Origin of the sequence: Variovorax soli NBRC 106424, assembly GCF_001591385.1 — a bacterium.
GTDB classification, from domain to species: domain Bacteria; phylum Pseudomonadota; class Gammaproteobacteria; order Burkholderiales; family Burkholderiaceae_C; genus Variovorax; species Variovorax soli.
Genome location: NZ_BCUU01000023.1, coordinates 31,988 through 47,423, shown reverse-complemented (window position 1 = coordinate 47,423; position 15,436 = coordinate 31,988). Strand labels below are relative to the sequence as shown.

14 protein-coding genes are annotated in these 15,436 nt (G+C 68.1%); 10 read left to right on the top strand and 4 right to left on the bottom strand.

What is annotated here, in order from left to right; genetic code table 11:
- The first annotated feature begins 7 nt into the window (after nucleotides 1-7).
- Entirely contained in the window at nucleotides 8-1,294 is a 1,287-nt protein-coding gene (locus tag VSO01S_RS09580) for an FIST signal transduction protein (protein WP_068641744.1), read from the top strand.
- Nucleotides 1,295-1,316: 22 nt separating this feature from the next.
- Here the strand turns inward: VSO01S_RS09580 and VSO01S_RS09575 are convergent, their stop codons facing one another.
- The gene (locus VSO01S_RS09575) at nucleotides 1,317-2,093 is read right to left on the bottom strand and encodes a helix-turn-helix domain-containing protein (protein ID WP_068641743.1); all 777 of its coding nucleotides are present in this window, start codon (nucleotides 2,091-2,093) and stop codon (nucleotides 1,317-1,319) included.
- A gap of 141 nt (nucleotides 2,094-2,234) precedes the next feature.
- On the opposite strand from VSO01S_RS09575, the gene VSO01S_RS09570 reads away from it, so the two are divergent.
- The 5 genes from VSO01S_RS09570 to VSO01S_RS09555 all read left to right on the top strand — a co-directional run bounded on the left by VSO01S_RS09570 (nucleotide 2,235) and on the right by VSO01S_RS09555 (nucleotide 7,204).
- Nucleotides 2,235-3,113, top strand: a complete 879-nt coding sequence (locus tag VSO01S_RS09570) for a hypothetical protein (RefSeq protein WP_245684161.1) — start codon at nucleotides 2,235-2,237, stop codon at nucleotides 3,111-3,113.
- A gap of 32 nt (nucleotides 3,114-3,145) precedes the next feature.
- On the top strand, nucleotides 3,146-5,110 hold the full coding sequence (locus VSO01S_RS09565) for an MFS transporter (protein ID WP_068641742.1): 1,965 nt from the start codon (nucleotides 3,146-3,148) through the stop codon (nucleotides 5,108-5,110).
- A 10-nt stretch (nucleotides 5,111-5,120) separates the two neighbouring features.
- Nucleotides 5,121-5,825 (top strand): phosphatase PAP2 family protein, encoded by a 705-nt coding sequence (locus VSO01S_RS09560; RefSeq protein ID WP_068641741.1) that lies wholly within the window; start codon nucleotides 5,121-5,123, stop codon nucleotides 5,823-5,825.
- Nucleotides 5,826-5,971: 146 nt separating this feature from the next.
- Nucleotides 5,972-6,127 carry a hypothetical protein gene (locus tag VSO01S_RS27090; RefSeq protein ID WP_153305193.1) on the top strand — a complete coding sequence of 52 codons (156 nt, stop codon included), beginning with the start codon at nucleotides 5,972-5,974 and terminating at the stop codon, nucleotides 6,125-6,127.
- A gap of 24 nt (nucleotides 6,128-6,151) precedes the next feature.
- Nucleotides 6,152-7,204, top strand: coding sequence for a zinc ribbon domain-containing protein (locus VSO01S_RS09555; RefSeq protein ID WP_068641740.1), 1,053 nt, complete (start codon nucleotides 6,152-6,154; stop codon nucleotides 7,202-7,204).
- Here VSO01S_RS09555 and tgt read toward each other — a convergent pair.
- Nucleotides 7,201-8,373 (bottom strand): tRNA guanosine(34) transglycosylase Tgt, encoded by a 1,173-nt coding sequence (tgt, locus tag VSO01S_RS09550; protein WP_068641738.1) that lies wholly within the window; start codon nucleotides 8,371-8,373, stop codon nucleotides 7,201-7,203. The two genes, VSO01S_RS09555 and tgt, sit on opposite strands and share 4 nt — an antisense overlap.
- A 1-nt stretch (nucleotide 8,374) precedes the next feature.
- A complete protein-coding gene (gene queA / locus VSO01S_RS09545; RefSeq protein WP_068641733.1) occupies nucleotides 8,375-9,430 on the bottom strand; it encodes a tRNA preQ1(34) S-adenosylmethionine ribosyltransferase-isomerase QueA in 1,056 nt (351 codons plus the stop codon).
- An 87-nt stretch (nucleotides 9,431-9,517) separates the two neighbouring features.
- On the opposite strand from queA, the gene recG reads away from it, so the two are divergent.
- The 4 genes from recG to ubiA all read left to right on the top strand — a co-directional run bounded on the left by recG (nucleotide 9,518) and on the right by ubiA (nucleotide 14,291).
- Complete coding sequence (recG, locus tag VSO01S_RS09540; protein ID WP_068641731.1) at nucleotides 9,518-11,641, top strand: ATP-dependent DNA helicase RecG; 2,124 nt, start codon at nucleotides 9,518-9,520, stop codon at nucleotides 11,639-11,641.
- 44 nt (nucleotides 11,642-11,685) lie between these two features.
- The gene (locus tag VSO01S_RS09535) at nucleotides 11,686-12,654 is read left to right on the top strand and encodes a LysR substrate-binding domain-containing protein (RefSeq protein WP_068641729.1); all 969 of its coding nucleotides are present in this window, start codon (nucleotides 11,686-11,688) and stop codon (nucleotides 12,652-12,654) included.
- A 122-nt stretch (nucleotides 12,655-12,776) separates the two neighbouring features.
- Nucleotides 12,777-13,364: a Dps family protein gene (locus VSO01S_RS09530; protein WP_084241772.1), complete on the top strand. Its 588-nt coding sequence runs from the start codon at nucleotides 12,777-12,779 to the stop codon at nucleotides 13,362-13,364.
- A gap of 15 nt (nucleotides 13,365-13,379) precedes the next feature.
- The gene (gene ubiA, locus VSO01S_RS09525) at nucleotides 13,380-14,291 is read left to right on the top strand and encodes a 4-hydroxybenzoate octaprenyltransferase (protein ID WP_068641727.1); all 912 of its coding nucleotides are present in this window, start codon (nucleotides 13,380-13,382) and stop codon (nucleotides 14,289-14,291) included.
- A 35-nt stretch (nucleotides 14,292-14,326) separates the two neighbouring features.
- Here the strand turns inward: ubiA and proC are convergent, their stop codons facing one another.
- Nucleotides 14,327-15,175: a pyrroline-5-carboxylate reductase gene (gene proC, locus VSO01S_RS09520; protein WP_068641725.1), complete on the bottom strand. Its 849-nt coding sequence runs from the start codon at nucleotides 15,173-15,175 to the stop codon at nucleotides 14,327-14,329.
- Nucleotides 15,176-15,436: the final 261 nt, after the last annotated feature.

Sequence of the window (15,436 nt, the reverse complement as noted above, 5' to 3'; positions counted from 1 at the left end):
GGACGCTATGAAGCTCTTTCCCTCCGGTCACGCGACCCATCCGCAATGGCGGACCGCCGCGGACCTTGTCCTGGCGCAGCTGCGCGCCCAGATGACGCAGCCCGACTACGCCAGTGCGCCAACGCTGGGCCTGCTCTACATCACCGACCTCTTCGTGCCGAATGCACAGGAGATCCTCGAGCACCTGGGCGCCGAACTGCCCGAGATCACCGATTGGTCCGGCACCACGGGCATCGGCATTGCCGCGAACAACGCCGAGTACTTCGACGAGCCGGCCATGTCGGTGATGCTGTGCGAGCTGCCCAGCGACCAGTACCGCGTGTTCTCCGGCGTCGCGCCATTGGGCAACGGCGATGCGCCGCGCGCGGGCGGACCCAACCAGCACTTCCAGGCGCATACCGCGCTGGTCCATGCGGACCCGTCGACGCACGAATTGCCAGAGCTGATCGGCGATCTGTCGGCGCGCACCGAGACCGGCTACCTGTTCGGCGGCCTGTCGTCTGGCCGCGGGCCGACGCCGCAATTCGCCATCGGCGGCAACGGCAACATCCGCGGGCAGGGCGCCGCCACCGGCGTGTTCTGGGGCGGGCTGTCCGGCGTGGTCTTCGGCAAGGGTGTGCGGCTGGTGTCGCGCGTCACACAGGGTTGCCAGCCGGTCTCGGCCGAGCGGCAGATCACCGAGGCGGACGGCAACCTGCTGCTGGCCATCGACGGCCAGCCGGCGCTCGACGTGCTGCTGTCGGACCTGGGCGTGTCGCTCGACCAGCCGCAGGAGGCCATCGAGGCGGTGCGGGCCACGCTGGTCGGGCTGTCCAGCCCCGGCAGCGAAGGCGTGCGCCGCACCGGCAACCTCGGCGCGGATGTGCTGGTGCGGCACATCATCGGGCTCGATCCGACACGGCGCGGCGTGGCCATTGCCGACCAGGCCGAGGCGGGGATGCGCATGAGCTTCGTGCGCCGCAACGCGCAAGCTGCGCGTGCCGACCTGATGCGCATCTGCGCCGAGATCCGCGAGGAACTCGAGCCGGAAGAGCAGACGCTGGAAGTGGCCAGCGCCCTGGCCGCCGGCGAAGCCGAGGCCGCGCCGAATCTGGCGCGCCGCATCGCGGGCGCCGTGTACGTCAGCTGCTCGGGGCGCGGCGGCCCGCACTTCGGTGCGCCGGGCGCCGAGATGCAGATCGTGCGCCATGCCCTGGGCGACGTGCCGCTGGCGGGCTTCTTCGCCGCGGGCGAAATCGCGCGCCACCACCTGTACGGCTACACCGGCGTGCTCACGGTCTTCGTGGCCGATTGACTGGGCGACTGACCGTGCGTCATCAGCGAAGGCGCGCCATCTTCGGGTGCGCTGCCGCCGGCGCGTCGGGGCGGCGCAGCTGCGCAAAGGCCTCGAATTCCCAACTGCGCATGCCCAGCAGCAGCGTGTAGCCCTCGCGGTCGCGCGCCGCCATCTTCTGGTCGGTCTGGTGCTGCTGGGCAAAGTCCTGGGCCACGCGCTGCAGCCGCTCCAGGAAGGCCGGCGCCAGCGAGCGGCTGATCTCGCCGTGCACCAGCAGCAGGCCCTCGGCCGGCCCGTCGAAGCCGCCGCGGTAGTAGTCGAGCACCACATGCTCCCTGAAGAACTCCATCACCGGGCCGTGCGGGCGCCAGCGGAAGGTCTTGGCCAGCTTCAGGCGGTAGCGGTTCTGCGGGCGCAGCTCGATGATGCCGATGCGGTCCAGCTGCGCCAGGCAGACGATGCATTCGGCCTCGCTGATGCGGTAGGCGGCCACGATCTGCTCCAGCGTCCACTGGCTGAGCACGCAGATGGCGCACAGCAGCAGCTTCTTGTCCTTGACGACCGCGCGCTCCTGCTCCTGCGTCAGCTCCTTGAGCAGGGGCTGGGCGTCGGCCACCCGGCGTGCCAGCTCGGCAAAGTCGATCTTCAGCGCGCGGCAGATGGCGTCGACCCGGGTCAGCGGCATGTCGCCCTTGGCCAGCATGCGCTTGACGCTGGATTCGGCCATGTCCAGGGAGCGGGCCAGGTCGGCATAGGTCATGCGGGCGTTCTTGAGTTCGTTCTTCAGTGCCTGGATCAGATCGATGGTGGTGCTCATTCCGGAGGGCTTTCGGCTGTGTTGGTATAGCCAGACAATACCGAAAGTGCAGAGATCGCGCCTCGTATCAATTGTTGATCCCAACGCAGGACCAGCGACCTACATTGCGGCGCCACACACCCGTGACATAAGGAGCTGCACATGAATGCCTCGATGCCGACCCAAGCAAGGACGCGCCATTTCACGCGCCGTGAAGGCTGGCTGGCCGGCGCCGCCGCCGTCCTGCTGGCGCTGGGGCTGGCGGCGCCCGATCTCGCCGCTGACGCCTATTCGGGCGGTGCCTCGCTCAGCGATGTCCGCACGCTCATGGGCCTGCCCAACGCCATCGACGTGCTGAGCAACCTGCCGTTCCTCCTGGCGGGCATCTGGGGCCTGCTGCTTCTGCACCGCGTGGAGCGCAGGCATGACCACCACCCTGGGCATGCAAGGTGCCTGGCCCACGACGAACTCCCCGGCAGCGCGCTGGACTGCGCCTGGCTCTTCTTCGCCGGCCTGCTGCTGGTGGCGGCCGCTTCGGCCTTCTACCACCTGCAGCCCGACGACATGCTGCGCCTGGCCGGCGACCGCGCCGCGATGGCGGTGACCTTTGCCGGCGTGATCGGCCTGGCGGTGTGCGACCGGGTGAGCCAGCGCGCCGGCTGGCCGGCCGCCTGCATCACGCTGGCGGCCGGGCTGCCGGCGGTGGCCGTGTTCCATGAAACCGGCAACGTCACGCCGTGGGCGGTGGTGCAGTTCGGCGGCATCGCGCTGGTGCTGTGGATGGCCGCGCTGCGTCCGGTGCGCGGCGCCACGCGGCCCCTGCACCTGAAGCTGGGCTGGATCATCGCCGCCTACGGGCTGGCCAAGGCCTTCGAGCTGGCCGATGGCGCCGTGTACGACCTGACGCAGCACCTGGTGTCCGGGCATTCGCTCAAGCATGTGGCGGCGGCGCTGGCGGCGCTGCCGGTAATCGGTGCCTTGAGGCAGCTGGCAAGCCCACCCCTGATGCACAATCCGCGCGCGGCTGCCGTCACGATTTGATACGGCTCGTCGAACAGAAAAAGGGCACTGCCTTGAACACGCTCACGAACGCTTCGTCGTCCGCCACCGCCGAGCCGGTGCCGGCCGCGCCTCATTCCAACCAGTTCGCACTGCTGGGCCAGCGCCGCTTCGGCCCTTTCTTCTGGACGCAGTTCGCCGGCGCGGCCAACGACAATCTCTTCAAGTTCGCCTTCACGGTGATGGTGACCTACCAGCTGCAACTGGGCTGGATGCCGCCGGCCATGGCGGGCCTGGTGATCGGGGCGCTGTTCATCCTGCCCTTTTTGCTGTTCTCGGCCACCGCCGGCCAGATCGCGGACAAGTTCGACAAGACGCGGGTGATCCGCTTCGTGAAGACGCTCGAGATCGCGATCATGCTGATCGCCGTCTGGGGCTTCGTGCGTGCCGATGCCGTGGTGCTGCTGGCCTGCGTGTTCCTGATGGGCCTGCACTCGACGCTGTTCGGGCCGGTCAAGTTCGCCTACCTGCCGCAGGTGCTGGATCCGCACGAACTCACCGGCGGCAACGGCATGGTGGAAATGGGCACCTTCGTCGCCATCCTGCTCGGGCAGGTCGCCGGCGGGCTGCTGGTGGCCATGCCGCAGATCGGCCACGAGGCCGTCGCCATCGCCTGCGTGCTGCTGGCGCTGGCTGGCCGGGGCGTGGCGCAGGCCATTCCTCTCGCGCCGGCGACCGATGCGGCACTGAAGATCAACTGGAATCCGATCAGCGAGACCTGGCGCAACCTCCAGCTGGCCAAGAGCAACGTGGTGGTGTTCCGTTCGCTGCTGGGCATCTCGTGGATGTGGTTCTTCGGCGCCGTGTTCCTGGCCCAGTTCCCGAGCTTCGCCAAGGACGTGCTGCACGGCGACGAGCAGGTGGCTTCGCTGCTGCTGGTGGTGTTCTCGGTGGGCATCGGCGTGGGTTCGCTGCTGTGCGAGACGCTCAGCCGCCGGCAGGTGGAAATCGGCCTGGTGCCGCTGGGCGCCATCGGCATGAGCGTGTTCGCCATCGACCTGTACTTTGCGTCGCGTGCGCTGCCGCAGGTGCCGTCCATGGGCCTGGCCGCCTTCGTGGCCCAGCCGGCGCACTGGCGCGTGATGGCCGACCTGGGGCTGCTGTCGCTGTTCGCGGGGCTCTACAGCGTGCCCATGTATGCGCTGATCCAGCTGCGCAGCCAGCCCACGCACCGGGCGCGCATCATCGCGGCCAACAACATCCTCAATGCGCTGTTCATGATCGGCAGCTCCGTCATCGCCGGTGCGCTGCTGGCGTCGGGCTTCAGCATTCCGCAGGTGTTTCTCTTCACCGGCATTGCCAACGCGGTGGTGGGCTTCTACATCTTCATGCTGGTGCCCGAGTACCTGCTGCGCTTCTATGCCTGGGTGCTCTCGCGGCTGGTCTATCGCTTCAAGGTGCGGGGCGACGAGCACATTCCGTCCGAGGGGCCGGCGCTGCTGGTGTGCAACCACGTGAGCTTTGTCGACGCGGTGCTGCTGATGGCCGCCAGCCCCCGGCCCATCCGCTTCGTCATGGACCACCGCATCTTCCGCGTGCCGGTGCTGGGGTGGCTCTTCAAGCTGGCCAAGGCAATTCCGATCGCGCCGCAAAAGGAAGACCCCGAGGCCTACGAGAAAGCCTTTGCGCAGGCCGCCCAGGTGCTGCGCGAGGGCGATCTGCTGGGCATCTTCCCGGAAGGCGCCATCACGCGGGATGGGCACCTGCAACCCTTCAAGGGCGGCGTCAAGAAGATCCTCGACGCCGCCCATGCCGAAGGCCTGGAGGTGCCGGTGGTGCCGATGGCGCTGACCCGGCTGTGGGGCTCGTTCTTCAGCCGTGTCGAGGTGCGCGACGGCCAGAACGTGGCCATGGTGCGGCCCTTCCGCCGCGGGGCCTGGAGCCGCGTGGGCCTGAACGTCGGGGCGCCGGTGCCGCAGGCGCAGGCCCAGCCGGAGTTCCTGCATCGCCGCGTCGGCGAGCTGTTGAACGAAGGCTGAGAGGAACGCGATGGAACTGCTGCGCGAAGCCATCTGGCAAGCCATTCTTTCCGTGCCGCAAAGCGCCTGGTGGGGCGTGACCTGGTTCGGCGACAGCGGCCTGTTGCTGCCGGCGGCAGTGCTGATCGCGCTGTGGCTGGCCTCGTCGCGCCGCACCTGGCCCGCCGCCGCGTTGTGGATCGTGATCTTCGGTGCGGCCAGCACGCTGGTGCTGGTGTCCAAGCTGGCCTTCCTGGGCTGGGGCGTGGGCAGCGCCAGATTCAACTTCACGGGCATCAGCGGCCACACCATGCTGTCCGCCTCGGTCTGGCCGGTCGCCCTGTGGCTGCTGGCATCGCGCGGCTCGCACAGGCTGCGCCTGGGCCTGGCCGTTTTCGGATGGCTGCTGGCGGCCTGCATCGGCGTATCGCGGCTGGCCATCTACGCGCATTCCGCTTCCGAGGTCGCGGCCGGCTACCTGCTGGGACTGGCGGCCAGCGCGGGCTTCCTCGCCATGCAGCGGCACATGGCGCATCCGCGGCTGCGCGCGTCGCTGGTGGCGCTCAGCCTCCTGCTGCCGCTCTTGCAGATGCAACCGGGCCATGCCGCGCCCACCCACGGCCTGATCGAGCGCATGGCCATGCGCCTGGCAGGCACCGAGCGCCCGTATACACGGGATGACCTGCTCCGACCAGCCGGGGCGGCCCGGCTGGGGTATCGCGTGCCGGTACTTTGAGACTTTTTTCTCGGCACTCACCTGTTCGGGTGATGGCCTGGAGCCGATCGCTGTCGATCATTCGCGCCCGTTGACCCATTCCTTCTTCAGGAGCCGCGAATGAACAAGAAGATCTGCTGCCCGATGTTTTCCTTGGGGATTCGAAAGTGAGCCGCCACGTCCAGACGCCCGGCGCGGACGACGAGGCGGCCTCGGCGCCCCAGGCTTCCCGCCTGCTTCGCCTGGCAGCGATGGCCTTGAATGTGACGGTGCTGACGCTGGCCACCATGGCGGCGGGCCTCTATGTGTTTCCACTACAGTAGCCCGCCGCGACTCTTCTCCCGCCCATGAGCAAATCCCTGCGTCTTTCGGAAAAGTGGTTTCGCCGCGGCCTGTGGGTCGTGGCCCTTGTCTTCGCCGGCTTCCTGACCGGCCTGGGCAGCACCATCGTCGGCGACCTGCCGCGGGTGGAGCATCCGCTGCAGCTCGACGATTTCATCGACCGCGCCGCGGCCTTGCCCCTGCGCGAGACGGTGGCCAAGGCCGAGGAAAGCCAGAAGGCCGCGCAGGCCGCCCTCGAGCAGGCGCAGCTGCGGCTGGAAGCGGCACGCCAGGCCAATCGCAACGCGCGGGAGACGTTCTCCAATTGGCTGTCCACGCGGCACGCCACGCAGCTGCCGGACCAGGACAGCGAACTCATTTCCCGCACCAAGGCGCTCGATGCGCTCAAGGCCGCCGAGGACGATGCGCAGAAGAAGGTGCTGGCCCAGCGCCAGGCGGCACTCGATGCGCGCCAGGCGCAGGCCCGGGCGAGCGAGCAGCTGGCGGAACTCAACCGCGCGGCCAGCAAGAAGATGCAGGAAGAGGCGCGCCGCGTCGAGCTGCGCGTGTTCCTCTATCGGCTGGCGCTGACCTTGCCGCTGCTGCTGGTGGCGGGCTGGCTCTTTGCGAAGAAGCGCAAGAGTACCTACTGGCCCTTCGTATGGGGCTTCATCATCTTCGCCCTCTTTGCGTTCTTCGTGGAGCTGGTGCCCTACCTGCCCAGCTACGGCGGCTACGTGCGCTACGTGGTGGGCATCGTCCTCACGGTGCTGGTGGGGCGCTATGCCATCGTGGCGCTCAACCGTTACCTGGCCCGGCAGAAGCTGGCCGAGCAGCAGCCCGACCAGGTGCGGCGCGACGAGCTCAGCTACGACACGGCACTGGCTCGCCTGGCCAAGGGCGTGTGCCCCGGCTGCGAGCGGCCGGTGGACTTGAAGAACACCGAGATCGACTTCTGCCCGCATTGCGGCATTGGCCTGTTCGACCATTGCGGCAAGTGCGATGCGCGCAAGAGCGCTTTCTCCAAGTTCTGCCACGCCTGCGGAACGCCGGCGCAGGCGCAGGCGCAGGGAGGCTAGACGCCGCGCGCGCGGTCCGCCTTGAACTGCGCGCGGAACTCTGCAAAGCGGCCCGCGTCGAGGGCTTCGCGGATCTCGCGCATCAGGTTCAGGTAGTAGTGCAGGTTGTGCACCGTGGTGAGCATGGGGCCGAGCATTTCGCCGCAGCGGTCCAGGTGGTGCAGGTAGGCGCGCGAGAAGCCCTCGCGCCCGCCGTCGTTCCATGACACGCCCGAGGTGCCCGCGCAGGCATGGCAGGTGCAGCTCGGGTCGATGGGCTGCGGGTCGCTCTTGTGGCGCGCGTTGCGCATCTTCAGGTCGCCGTAGCGGGTGAAGAGCGTGCCGTTGCGTGCATTGCGCGTGGGCATCACGCAGTCGAACATGTCGACGCCGTCGGCCACGCCCTGCACCAGGTCTTCGGGCGTGCCCACGCCCATCAGGTAGCGGGGCTTGTTCGCCGGCAGCCGGTGCGGCGTGTGCGCCATGATGCGCAGCATCTCGTCCTTGGGTTCGCCCACGCTCACGCCGCCGATGGCGTAGCCGGGAAAGTCCAGGTCCACCAGCTGCGCCAGCGATTCCTCGCGAAGGTTCTCGAACATGCCGCCCTGCACGATGCCGAACAGGGCGTTGGGGTTGTTCAACCGCGCGAACTCCGCCTGGCAGCGCTTGGCCCAGCGCAGGCTCAGCTCCATCGAGCTGCGCGCCTGCGCCTCGGTGGTGATCTTGCCGTGCGTGTCGTAGGGCGTGCACTCGTCGAACTGCATGACGATGTCGCTGTTCAGGATGGTCTGGATCTGCATCGAGACCTCGGGCGTGAGAAAGAGCTTGTCGCCGTTGACGGGCGAGGCGAACTTCACGCCTTCCTCGCTGATCTTGCGCATGGCGCCCAGGCTCCAGACCTGGAAGCCGCCCGAGTCGGTGAGGATGGGCTTGTTCCACTTCTCGAACTGGTGCAGGCCGCCGAAGCTGGCCATCACGTCCAGGCCGGGGCGCATCCACAGGTGGAAGGTGTTTCCCAGGATGATCTGCGCGCCCATTTCCTCCAGGCTGCGCGGCATCACGCCCTTGACGGTGCCGTAGGTGCCCACGGGCATGAAGATGGGCGTCTGCACCACACCGTGATTGAGCGTGAGCGTGGCTCGGCGCGCGTGACTGGAGGCGTCGGCGGTAAGGATCTTGAAGTCCAGCATGTCAGTCCTTGTTGTTGTCGTGCGATCGGGCGAGCAGCATGGAGTCGCCATAGCTGAAGAATCGGTATCCTTCGCGGATGGCATGGACATAGAGCGCCATCACGTGCTCGTAGCCGGCAAAGGCGCTCACCAGCATCATGAGCGTGCTCTTGGGCAGGTGGAAGTTGGTAATCAGCAGGTCGACGTGCTGGAAGGCGAAGCCGGGCGTGATGAAGATGCGCGTGTCGCCCTCGGCCTCGCCGCTCGCCGCCCACGATTCGAGCGTGCGCACGGTCGTCGTGCCCACCGCCACCACGCGGCCGCCGCGCGCCTTGCACTGCGCAATGGCCTGCTGCGTCGCCTGCGGCACCTGGTAGCGCTCGGCATGCATGGTGTGCTCGGCAATGTTTTCCGTCTTCACCGGCTGGAAGGTGCCGGCGCCCACGTGCAGCGTCACGTTGGCGCGCTCGATGCCGCGTGCCGACAGCTCGGCCAGCAGCGCTTCGTCGAAATGCAGCGCGGCGGTGGGCGCGGCCACGGCGCCCGGCACGCGGGCGAACACCGTCTGGTAGCGCCGTTCGTCGTCCGAGGAGTCGGCGTGCGTGATGTAGGGCGGCAGCGGCACGTGGCCGCAGCGGGCCATCAGGGCGTACGGGTCTTCGCCTGAATCGCTTTGGAAGGCGAATCGGAAGAGGGCCCCATGCTCGTCAGGCCATCGGCCCAGCAAGGTCGCCCGGAAGCCACCGACCATCTCCAGCACGGTACCGACCGACGGCTTCTTGCTCACCTTCATGTGGGCCACCACTTCATGCCCCTGCAGCACGCGCTCGACCAGCAGCTCGAGCTTGCCGCCCGTCGGCTTCTCGCCAAAGAGGCGCGCCTTGACGACCTGCGTGTCGTTGAATACCAGCAGGTCGCCGGGCCGCAGCAGCGAGGGCAGGGTGTTGAAGATGCGGTCCACCGGCTGCGGGCCGGTGCCGTCGAGCAGGCGCGAGGCGCTGCGCTCGGGCGCGGGATGCTGCGCCACCAATTCGGGCGGCAGCGAAAAATCGAAATCGGAAAGCGTGAAGCTGCGCATGTACTTGAGGGCCGGACGGGCCCGTGCCAAGGCTGGCGTGAAGATGAATGAAGAAAGCGCCCGGGCGGGCGCAGGCAGAATTGTCCCATGCCCGCCGCATCCCAGCCCGCATCGCGCGAAAAGTCCCCGACGGCCGCCGCCCCGGCCAAGGGCACGCCCGGCGCCGGCCTGAGCGCGGTGCAGCGGGCATTGCGCAAGCTCGGGCTGCTGCGGGACATCGACTTCGCCCTGTACCTGCCCATGCGCTACGAGGACGAGACGCAGATCGTTCGCCTGGCGGACGTGCGCGACGGCGAGACGGCGCAGATCGAGGCGGTGGTCACTGCCAGCGAGGTGGTCTATCGCCCGCGCCGCCAGCTCATCGTGACGGTGGATGACGGCAGCGACACCTGCCAGCTGCGCTTCTTCAACTTCTATCCCTCGCAGCAGAAGCAGTTGGCGGTGGGTGCGCGCGTGCGCCTGCGCGGCGAGGTGCGCGGCGGCTTCATGGGCCGCACCATCATGCATCCCACGGTCAAGGCGGCCGGCACCGAACTGCCGCAGGCGCTGACGCCGGTGTACTCGACCATCGCCGGGCTGGCCCAGCCGGTCCTGCGGCGCGAGGTGCGCTCGGGCCTGGCGCGCGCGCTGCTCGACGAAACCCTGCCGCAGGGCGACGCCTGGCAGCCGGCCTGGGACCTGCGCCGCTCGCTCAACTTCCTGCACTATCCGGCGCCGGACGTGGCGATGGCAACGCTGGAAGACCACAGCCACCCCGCATGGCAGCGCATCAAGGCAGAAGAGCTGCTGGCGCAGCAGCTGTCGCAACTGCAGGCGCGGGGCGAACGGGCCGCCCAGCGTGCGCCGGTTCTCGCCCGGCGTGCCGGCAACGATTCGCTGGTCGAACAATTGATGGCCGTTCTGCCCTTTGCGCTCACCGGCGCCCAGCGCCGCGTGGTGGAGGAAATCGGCCATGACCTGGCCAAGGTGGTGCCGATGCACCGCCTGCTGCAAGGGGATGTGGGTTCGGGCAAGACGGTGGTCGCGGCGCTCGCCGCAGCGCTGTGCATCGACGCGGGATACCAATGCGCGCTGATGGCGCCCACCGAAATCCTCGCCTCCCAGCACTTCGGCAAGCTGGTCGGCTGGCTCGACCCGCTGCTCGAACGCCGCGGCCTGCGCGTGGCCTGGCTCACCGGAAGCCAGAAGAAGAAGGAGCGCGAGACGATGGAGGCCGCGCTGGAAAGTGGCGAGGCGGCGCTGGTCATCGGCACGCACGCGGTCATCTCCGAGAAGGTGCGCTTCAAGAACCTGGCGCTGGCCATCGTGGATGAGCAGCACCGCTTCGGCGTGGCTCAGCGGCTGGCCTTGCGCGGCAAGGCGCAGGGCGGGCTGGAGCCCCACCTGCTGATGATGAGCGCCACCCCCATCCCCCGCACGCTGGCCATGAGCTACTACGCCGACCTGGACGTGTCCACGCTAGACGAGCTCCCGCCGGGCCGCACGCCGGTGGTGACCAAGCTGGTGGCCGACCACCGCCGCGACGAGGTCATCGAGCGCATCCAGTCGCAGCTCGAGCAGGGGCGGCAGGTCTACTGGGTCTGCCCCCTCATCGAGGAAAGCGAGGCGGTCGACCTGCGCAACGCCACCGCCACGCGGGACGAACTGGCCGACGTACTGGGCGAAGCGGTGCGGGTGGGCCTGCTGCATTCGCGCATGCCCACGGCCGAGAAGGCGGCGGTGATGGCCGAGTTCAGCGCAGGGCAGCTGCACGTGCTGGTCAGCACCACGGTCATCGAAGTGGGCGTGGACGTGCCCAATGCCTCGCTCATGGTGATCGAGCATGCCGAGCGCTTCGGCCTGTCCCAGTTGCACCAGCTGCGTGGGCGCGTGGGGCGCGGCGCCGCGGCATCGGCCTGCGTTCTGCTCTATTCGCCCAATGAGGGCGGCCGCGTCGGCGAGGCGGCGCGTGCACGCCTGCGCGCCATGGCGGAGACCAGCGACGGCTTCGAGATCGCCCGGCGCGACCTGGAGATCCGCGGGCCCGGCGAATTCCTCGGCGCACGCCAGTCGGGTGCGCCGCTGCTGCGCTTCGCCGACCTGGCCACCGACACCCGGCTGCTGGAATGGGCACGCGAACTCGCGCCGCGCATGCTGCAGTCGCATGCGCAGCTGGCGCAGCGCCACATCGATCGTTGGCTGGGCAGCCGCTCCGAGTACCTCAAGGCCTGAAATTCCCGCAGGGCTTCGGTGCTTGCGCATAATTGACGCAAGCTATGACCCTGACCGAACTCAAATACATCGTTGCAGTGGCGCGCGAGCGGCATTTCGGCAAGGCTGCAGAAGCCTGCTTCGTTTCGCAGCCCACCCTGTCGGTGGCCATCAAGAAGCTGGAAGACGAGCTGGAGGTCAAGCTCTTCGAGCGCAGCGCCGGCGAAGTGACCGTCACGCCCCTGGGCGAACAGATCGTGCAGCAGGCGCAAAGCGTGCTCGACCAGGCCGCCAGCATCAAGGAAATTGCCAAGCGCGGAAAGGATCCGCTGGCCGGTCCGCTGAAGCTCGGCGTGATCTACACCATCGGCCCGTACCTGCTGCCGGACCTGGTGCGCCAGAACATCGCGCGCACGCCGCAGATGCCGCTGATGCTGCAGGAGAACTTCACGGCCAAGCTGCTGGACATGCTGCGCGCCGGCGAGATCGACGCGGCCATCATGGCGGAGCCTTTTCCCGACGCGGGCCTGGCCATCGCGCCGCTGTACGACGAACCCTTCGTGGCGGCGCTGCCGACGCATCATGCGCTGGCGCAGCAGGAATCGGTCACATCCGACGAACTCAAGAACGAGACCATGCTCCTGCTGGGCACCGGCCATTGCTTTCGCGACCACGTGCTGGAGGTCTGCCCCGAGTTCGCGCGCTTCTCCAGCAATGCCGAAGGCATCCGCAAGAGCTTCGAAGGCTCGTCGCTGGAAACGATCAAGCACATGGTGGCGTCGGGCATGGGTGTGACGCTGGTGCCGCGCCTGTCGGTGCCGCCGGAGGCGCTCAAGAGTCCCAAGTCCAAGACGCGGCGCGAGCCCGAGGCGCTGGTGCGCTACCTGCCGGTGCGCGATTCCGAAGGGCGCGAGCCGCCCACCCGGCGCGTGGTGCTGGCCTGGCGGCGAAGCTTCACGCGCTACGAGGCCATCGCGGCGCTGCGCAATGCCATCTATGCCTGCGAGCTGCCGGGGGTTCAGCGCCTGTCGTAGCAGCGCATGCCGCATGCGCTATGCATGACGGTGATAGCCAGGAGTTGTTGCAGATGCCCGCATGGGCTTCTACAGTTCCTTTTCGTCGACAACCATTGATCTGAAGAAGGGACCGCCACGTCATGGCCAAAGCAAAAGCGAAGTCTTCCGCAGCAAAGTCGCCCGCATCGTCTGCCGGCAAGGTGCCGATCAAGGGGGGCACCCGCGTCGCGCAGGAGTCCGGCAGCCGCAGTGCGCCCATCATCAACATCGGCATCGATCGCGAAGACCGCGCCGCCATTGCCGAAGGGCTCTCGCGCGTGCTGGCCGACACCTACACGCTGTACCTGACGACGCACAACTTCCACTGGAACGTGACGGGTCCGCACTTCAACTCGCTGCATGCCATGTTCATGCAGCAGTACACCGAGCTGTGGGGCGCCACCGACGTGCTGGCCGAACGCATCCGCGCCCTGGGCCACTACGCGCCGGGCTCGTATGCGGAGTTCAGCAAGATCGCCACCGTGCCCGACGTGCCGCAGCATCCGCCCAAGGCCATGGAAATGGTGCGCATCCTGGTCAAGGGCCACGAAACCGTGTCGCGCATCGCGCGCGAGTTCATACCGGTGGCGCAAGAGGCCGGCGACGACCCGACCGCCGACATGCTGACGGCCCGCTGCACGGTGCACGACCAGACCGCGTGGATGCTGCGCTCGCTGCTGGAGGATTGAGTCTTGTCCCTGTCGATGCCGGCGGCCGCTGGCCGCGAGCCAGCGCCGTCATCGCCCCCGCCTGCGAGCCCGCGCGGGCGCCTGGCCGCCTATCTGGACCTGATCCGGTGGAACCGGCCCGCCGGTTGGCTGCTGCTGCTGTGGCCGACGCTCAGCGCCTTGTGGTTCGCCGCGGACGGCTGGCCCGGCTGGCATCTGCTGGCAGTGTTCGTGCTGGGCACCATCCTCATGCGCAGCGCCGGCTGCTGCGTCAACGACGTGGCCGACCGCGACTTCGACCGCCACGTCAAGCGCACCGCCGCGCGGCCGGTGACCAGTGGCGAGGTGTCGGTGCGCGAGGCGCTGCTGCTGGGCGCCGTGCTGGCGCTGGTGGCGTTCGGCCTGGTGCTCACGACCAACCTGCCCACGGTGCTGTGGTCGTTCGCGGCGCTGGCCGTGACGCTCTTTTATCCCTTTGCCAAGCGCTTCTTCGCCATTCCGCAGGCGGTGCTGGGCATTGCCTTCAGCTTCGGTATTCCGATGGCCTTCGCCGCCGTGCAGGGCAGCGTGCCCGGCTTTGCCTGGCTGCTGCTCGTGGGCAACCTGTTCTGGGTGCTGGCCTACGACACCGAATACGCCATGGTCGACCGTGACGACGACCTGAAGATCGGCATGAAGACCTCGGCCATCACCTTCGGCCGCTTCGACGTGGCGGCGGTGATGGCGAGCTATGCCTTGTTCCTGGCGGTCTGGACATGGGCCGGCGCCAGCCGCAGCCTGGGCGCCGTCTTCTATCTGGGCATCGTGGCCGCGGTGCTCCAGGCCGCATGGCATTGGCAAATGATCCGCATGCGTACGCGCGAGGGCTGCTTCAAGGCCTTTCGCCTGAACCACTGGCTGGGCTTCACGGTGTTTGCCGGCGTGGTGGCCGGCTACCTGCTTCGCTGAGCGACGGGAAGGGCGGCCACGCCGCCTCGCCGCAGCTACTGGCGCCCAAACTCCTCGCCCATTTCGTCCGCGCGATGCTGGGCGGCCTGCATGGCCCGGATGAAGAGGGCCTGGACGCCGCCTTCATCCATGGTGGTGATGGCCGCATGCGTCGTGCCGCCCTTGGAGGTGACCCGCTGGCGCATGGTCTCCAGCGCGTCGCCGGAACTGCCCGCCAACGCCGAAGCGCCGCTGAAGGTGCCCACGGCCAGCTGCCGCGCCTGCGATTCGCTCAGTCCCATCTGCGTGCCGGCCTTCACCATGGCCTCCAGGAAATAGAAGACATAGGCGGGCCCCGAGCCGGACAGCGCTGTCACGGCGTCGAGCTGCTCCTCGCGCTCCAGCCAGAGCAGGTCGCCGGTGGGGCGCAGCAGCGATTCCACCCGCTGCCGATCCGCCTGGCTCACGGCCGGGCCGGCATACAGGCCCGTCATTCCCTTGCCGACCAGCGCCGGGGTGTTGGGCATGGCGCGCGCCACGCGCTGCACGCCGAGCCAGCGCGCCACGCTGCCCGCGCGGATGCCGGCCGCCACGCTCAGGTGCAGGGCTTGCTGCGTGAACGGGGCCACCGGCGCTGCGGCTTCCTTGAAGGTCTGCGGCTTGACGGCCCACACCACGGCCTGGCACGCCTTCAAGTCCTCGTTGGCCGCCGCGCTGGCGACCACGCCGAACTGCTTCTTCAGCTGTTCCCTTGCCTGCTCGAAAGGCTCGACCACATGAATGGCCGTCGCCGCCATGCCGCGCTCGATCAGCCCGCCGATGATGGCGCTGGCCATGTTGCCGCCGCCGATGAAGGCGACGGGGGCTGCGGAATCGGCGGTGTTCGGGCTTTGGGAGGAGGTCATGCCGGCGAGTGTACGGATTGCGAAAGACTGGTTTCCTGGGTCTTCTCGCCCTTGCGCTGAATTTCACCTGGGCAAAATGCGCATTGCGTCGAGACTCGGCGCGCACGCACCTGCGGAATCTTTCGAAAAGGCGCGGTTGACAGCCCTGCGCAGGCATGCCACAATCACGGGCTTCGCTTTGAAAAGAGGCGGAGCTTTCAGCCCAATTGGCGGCGTTTCGAGTGGTTCGAGGCGTCAACAGCGGGCCCAAGACTGACTGAA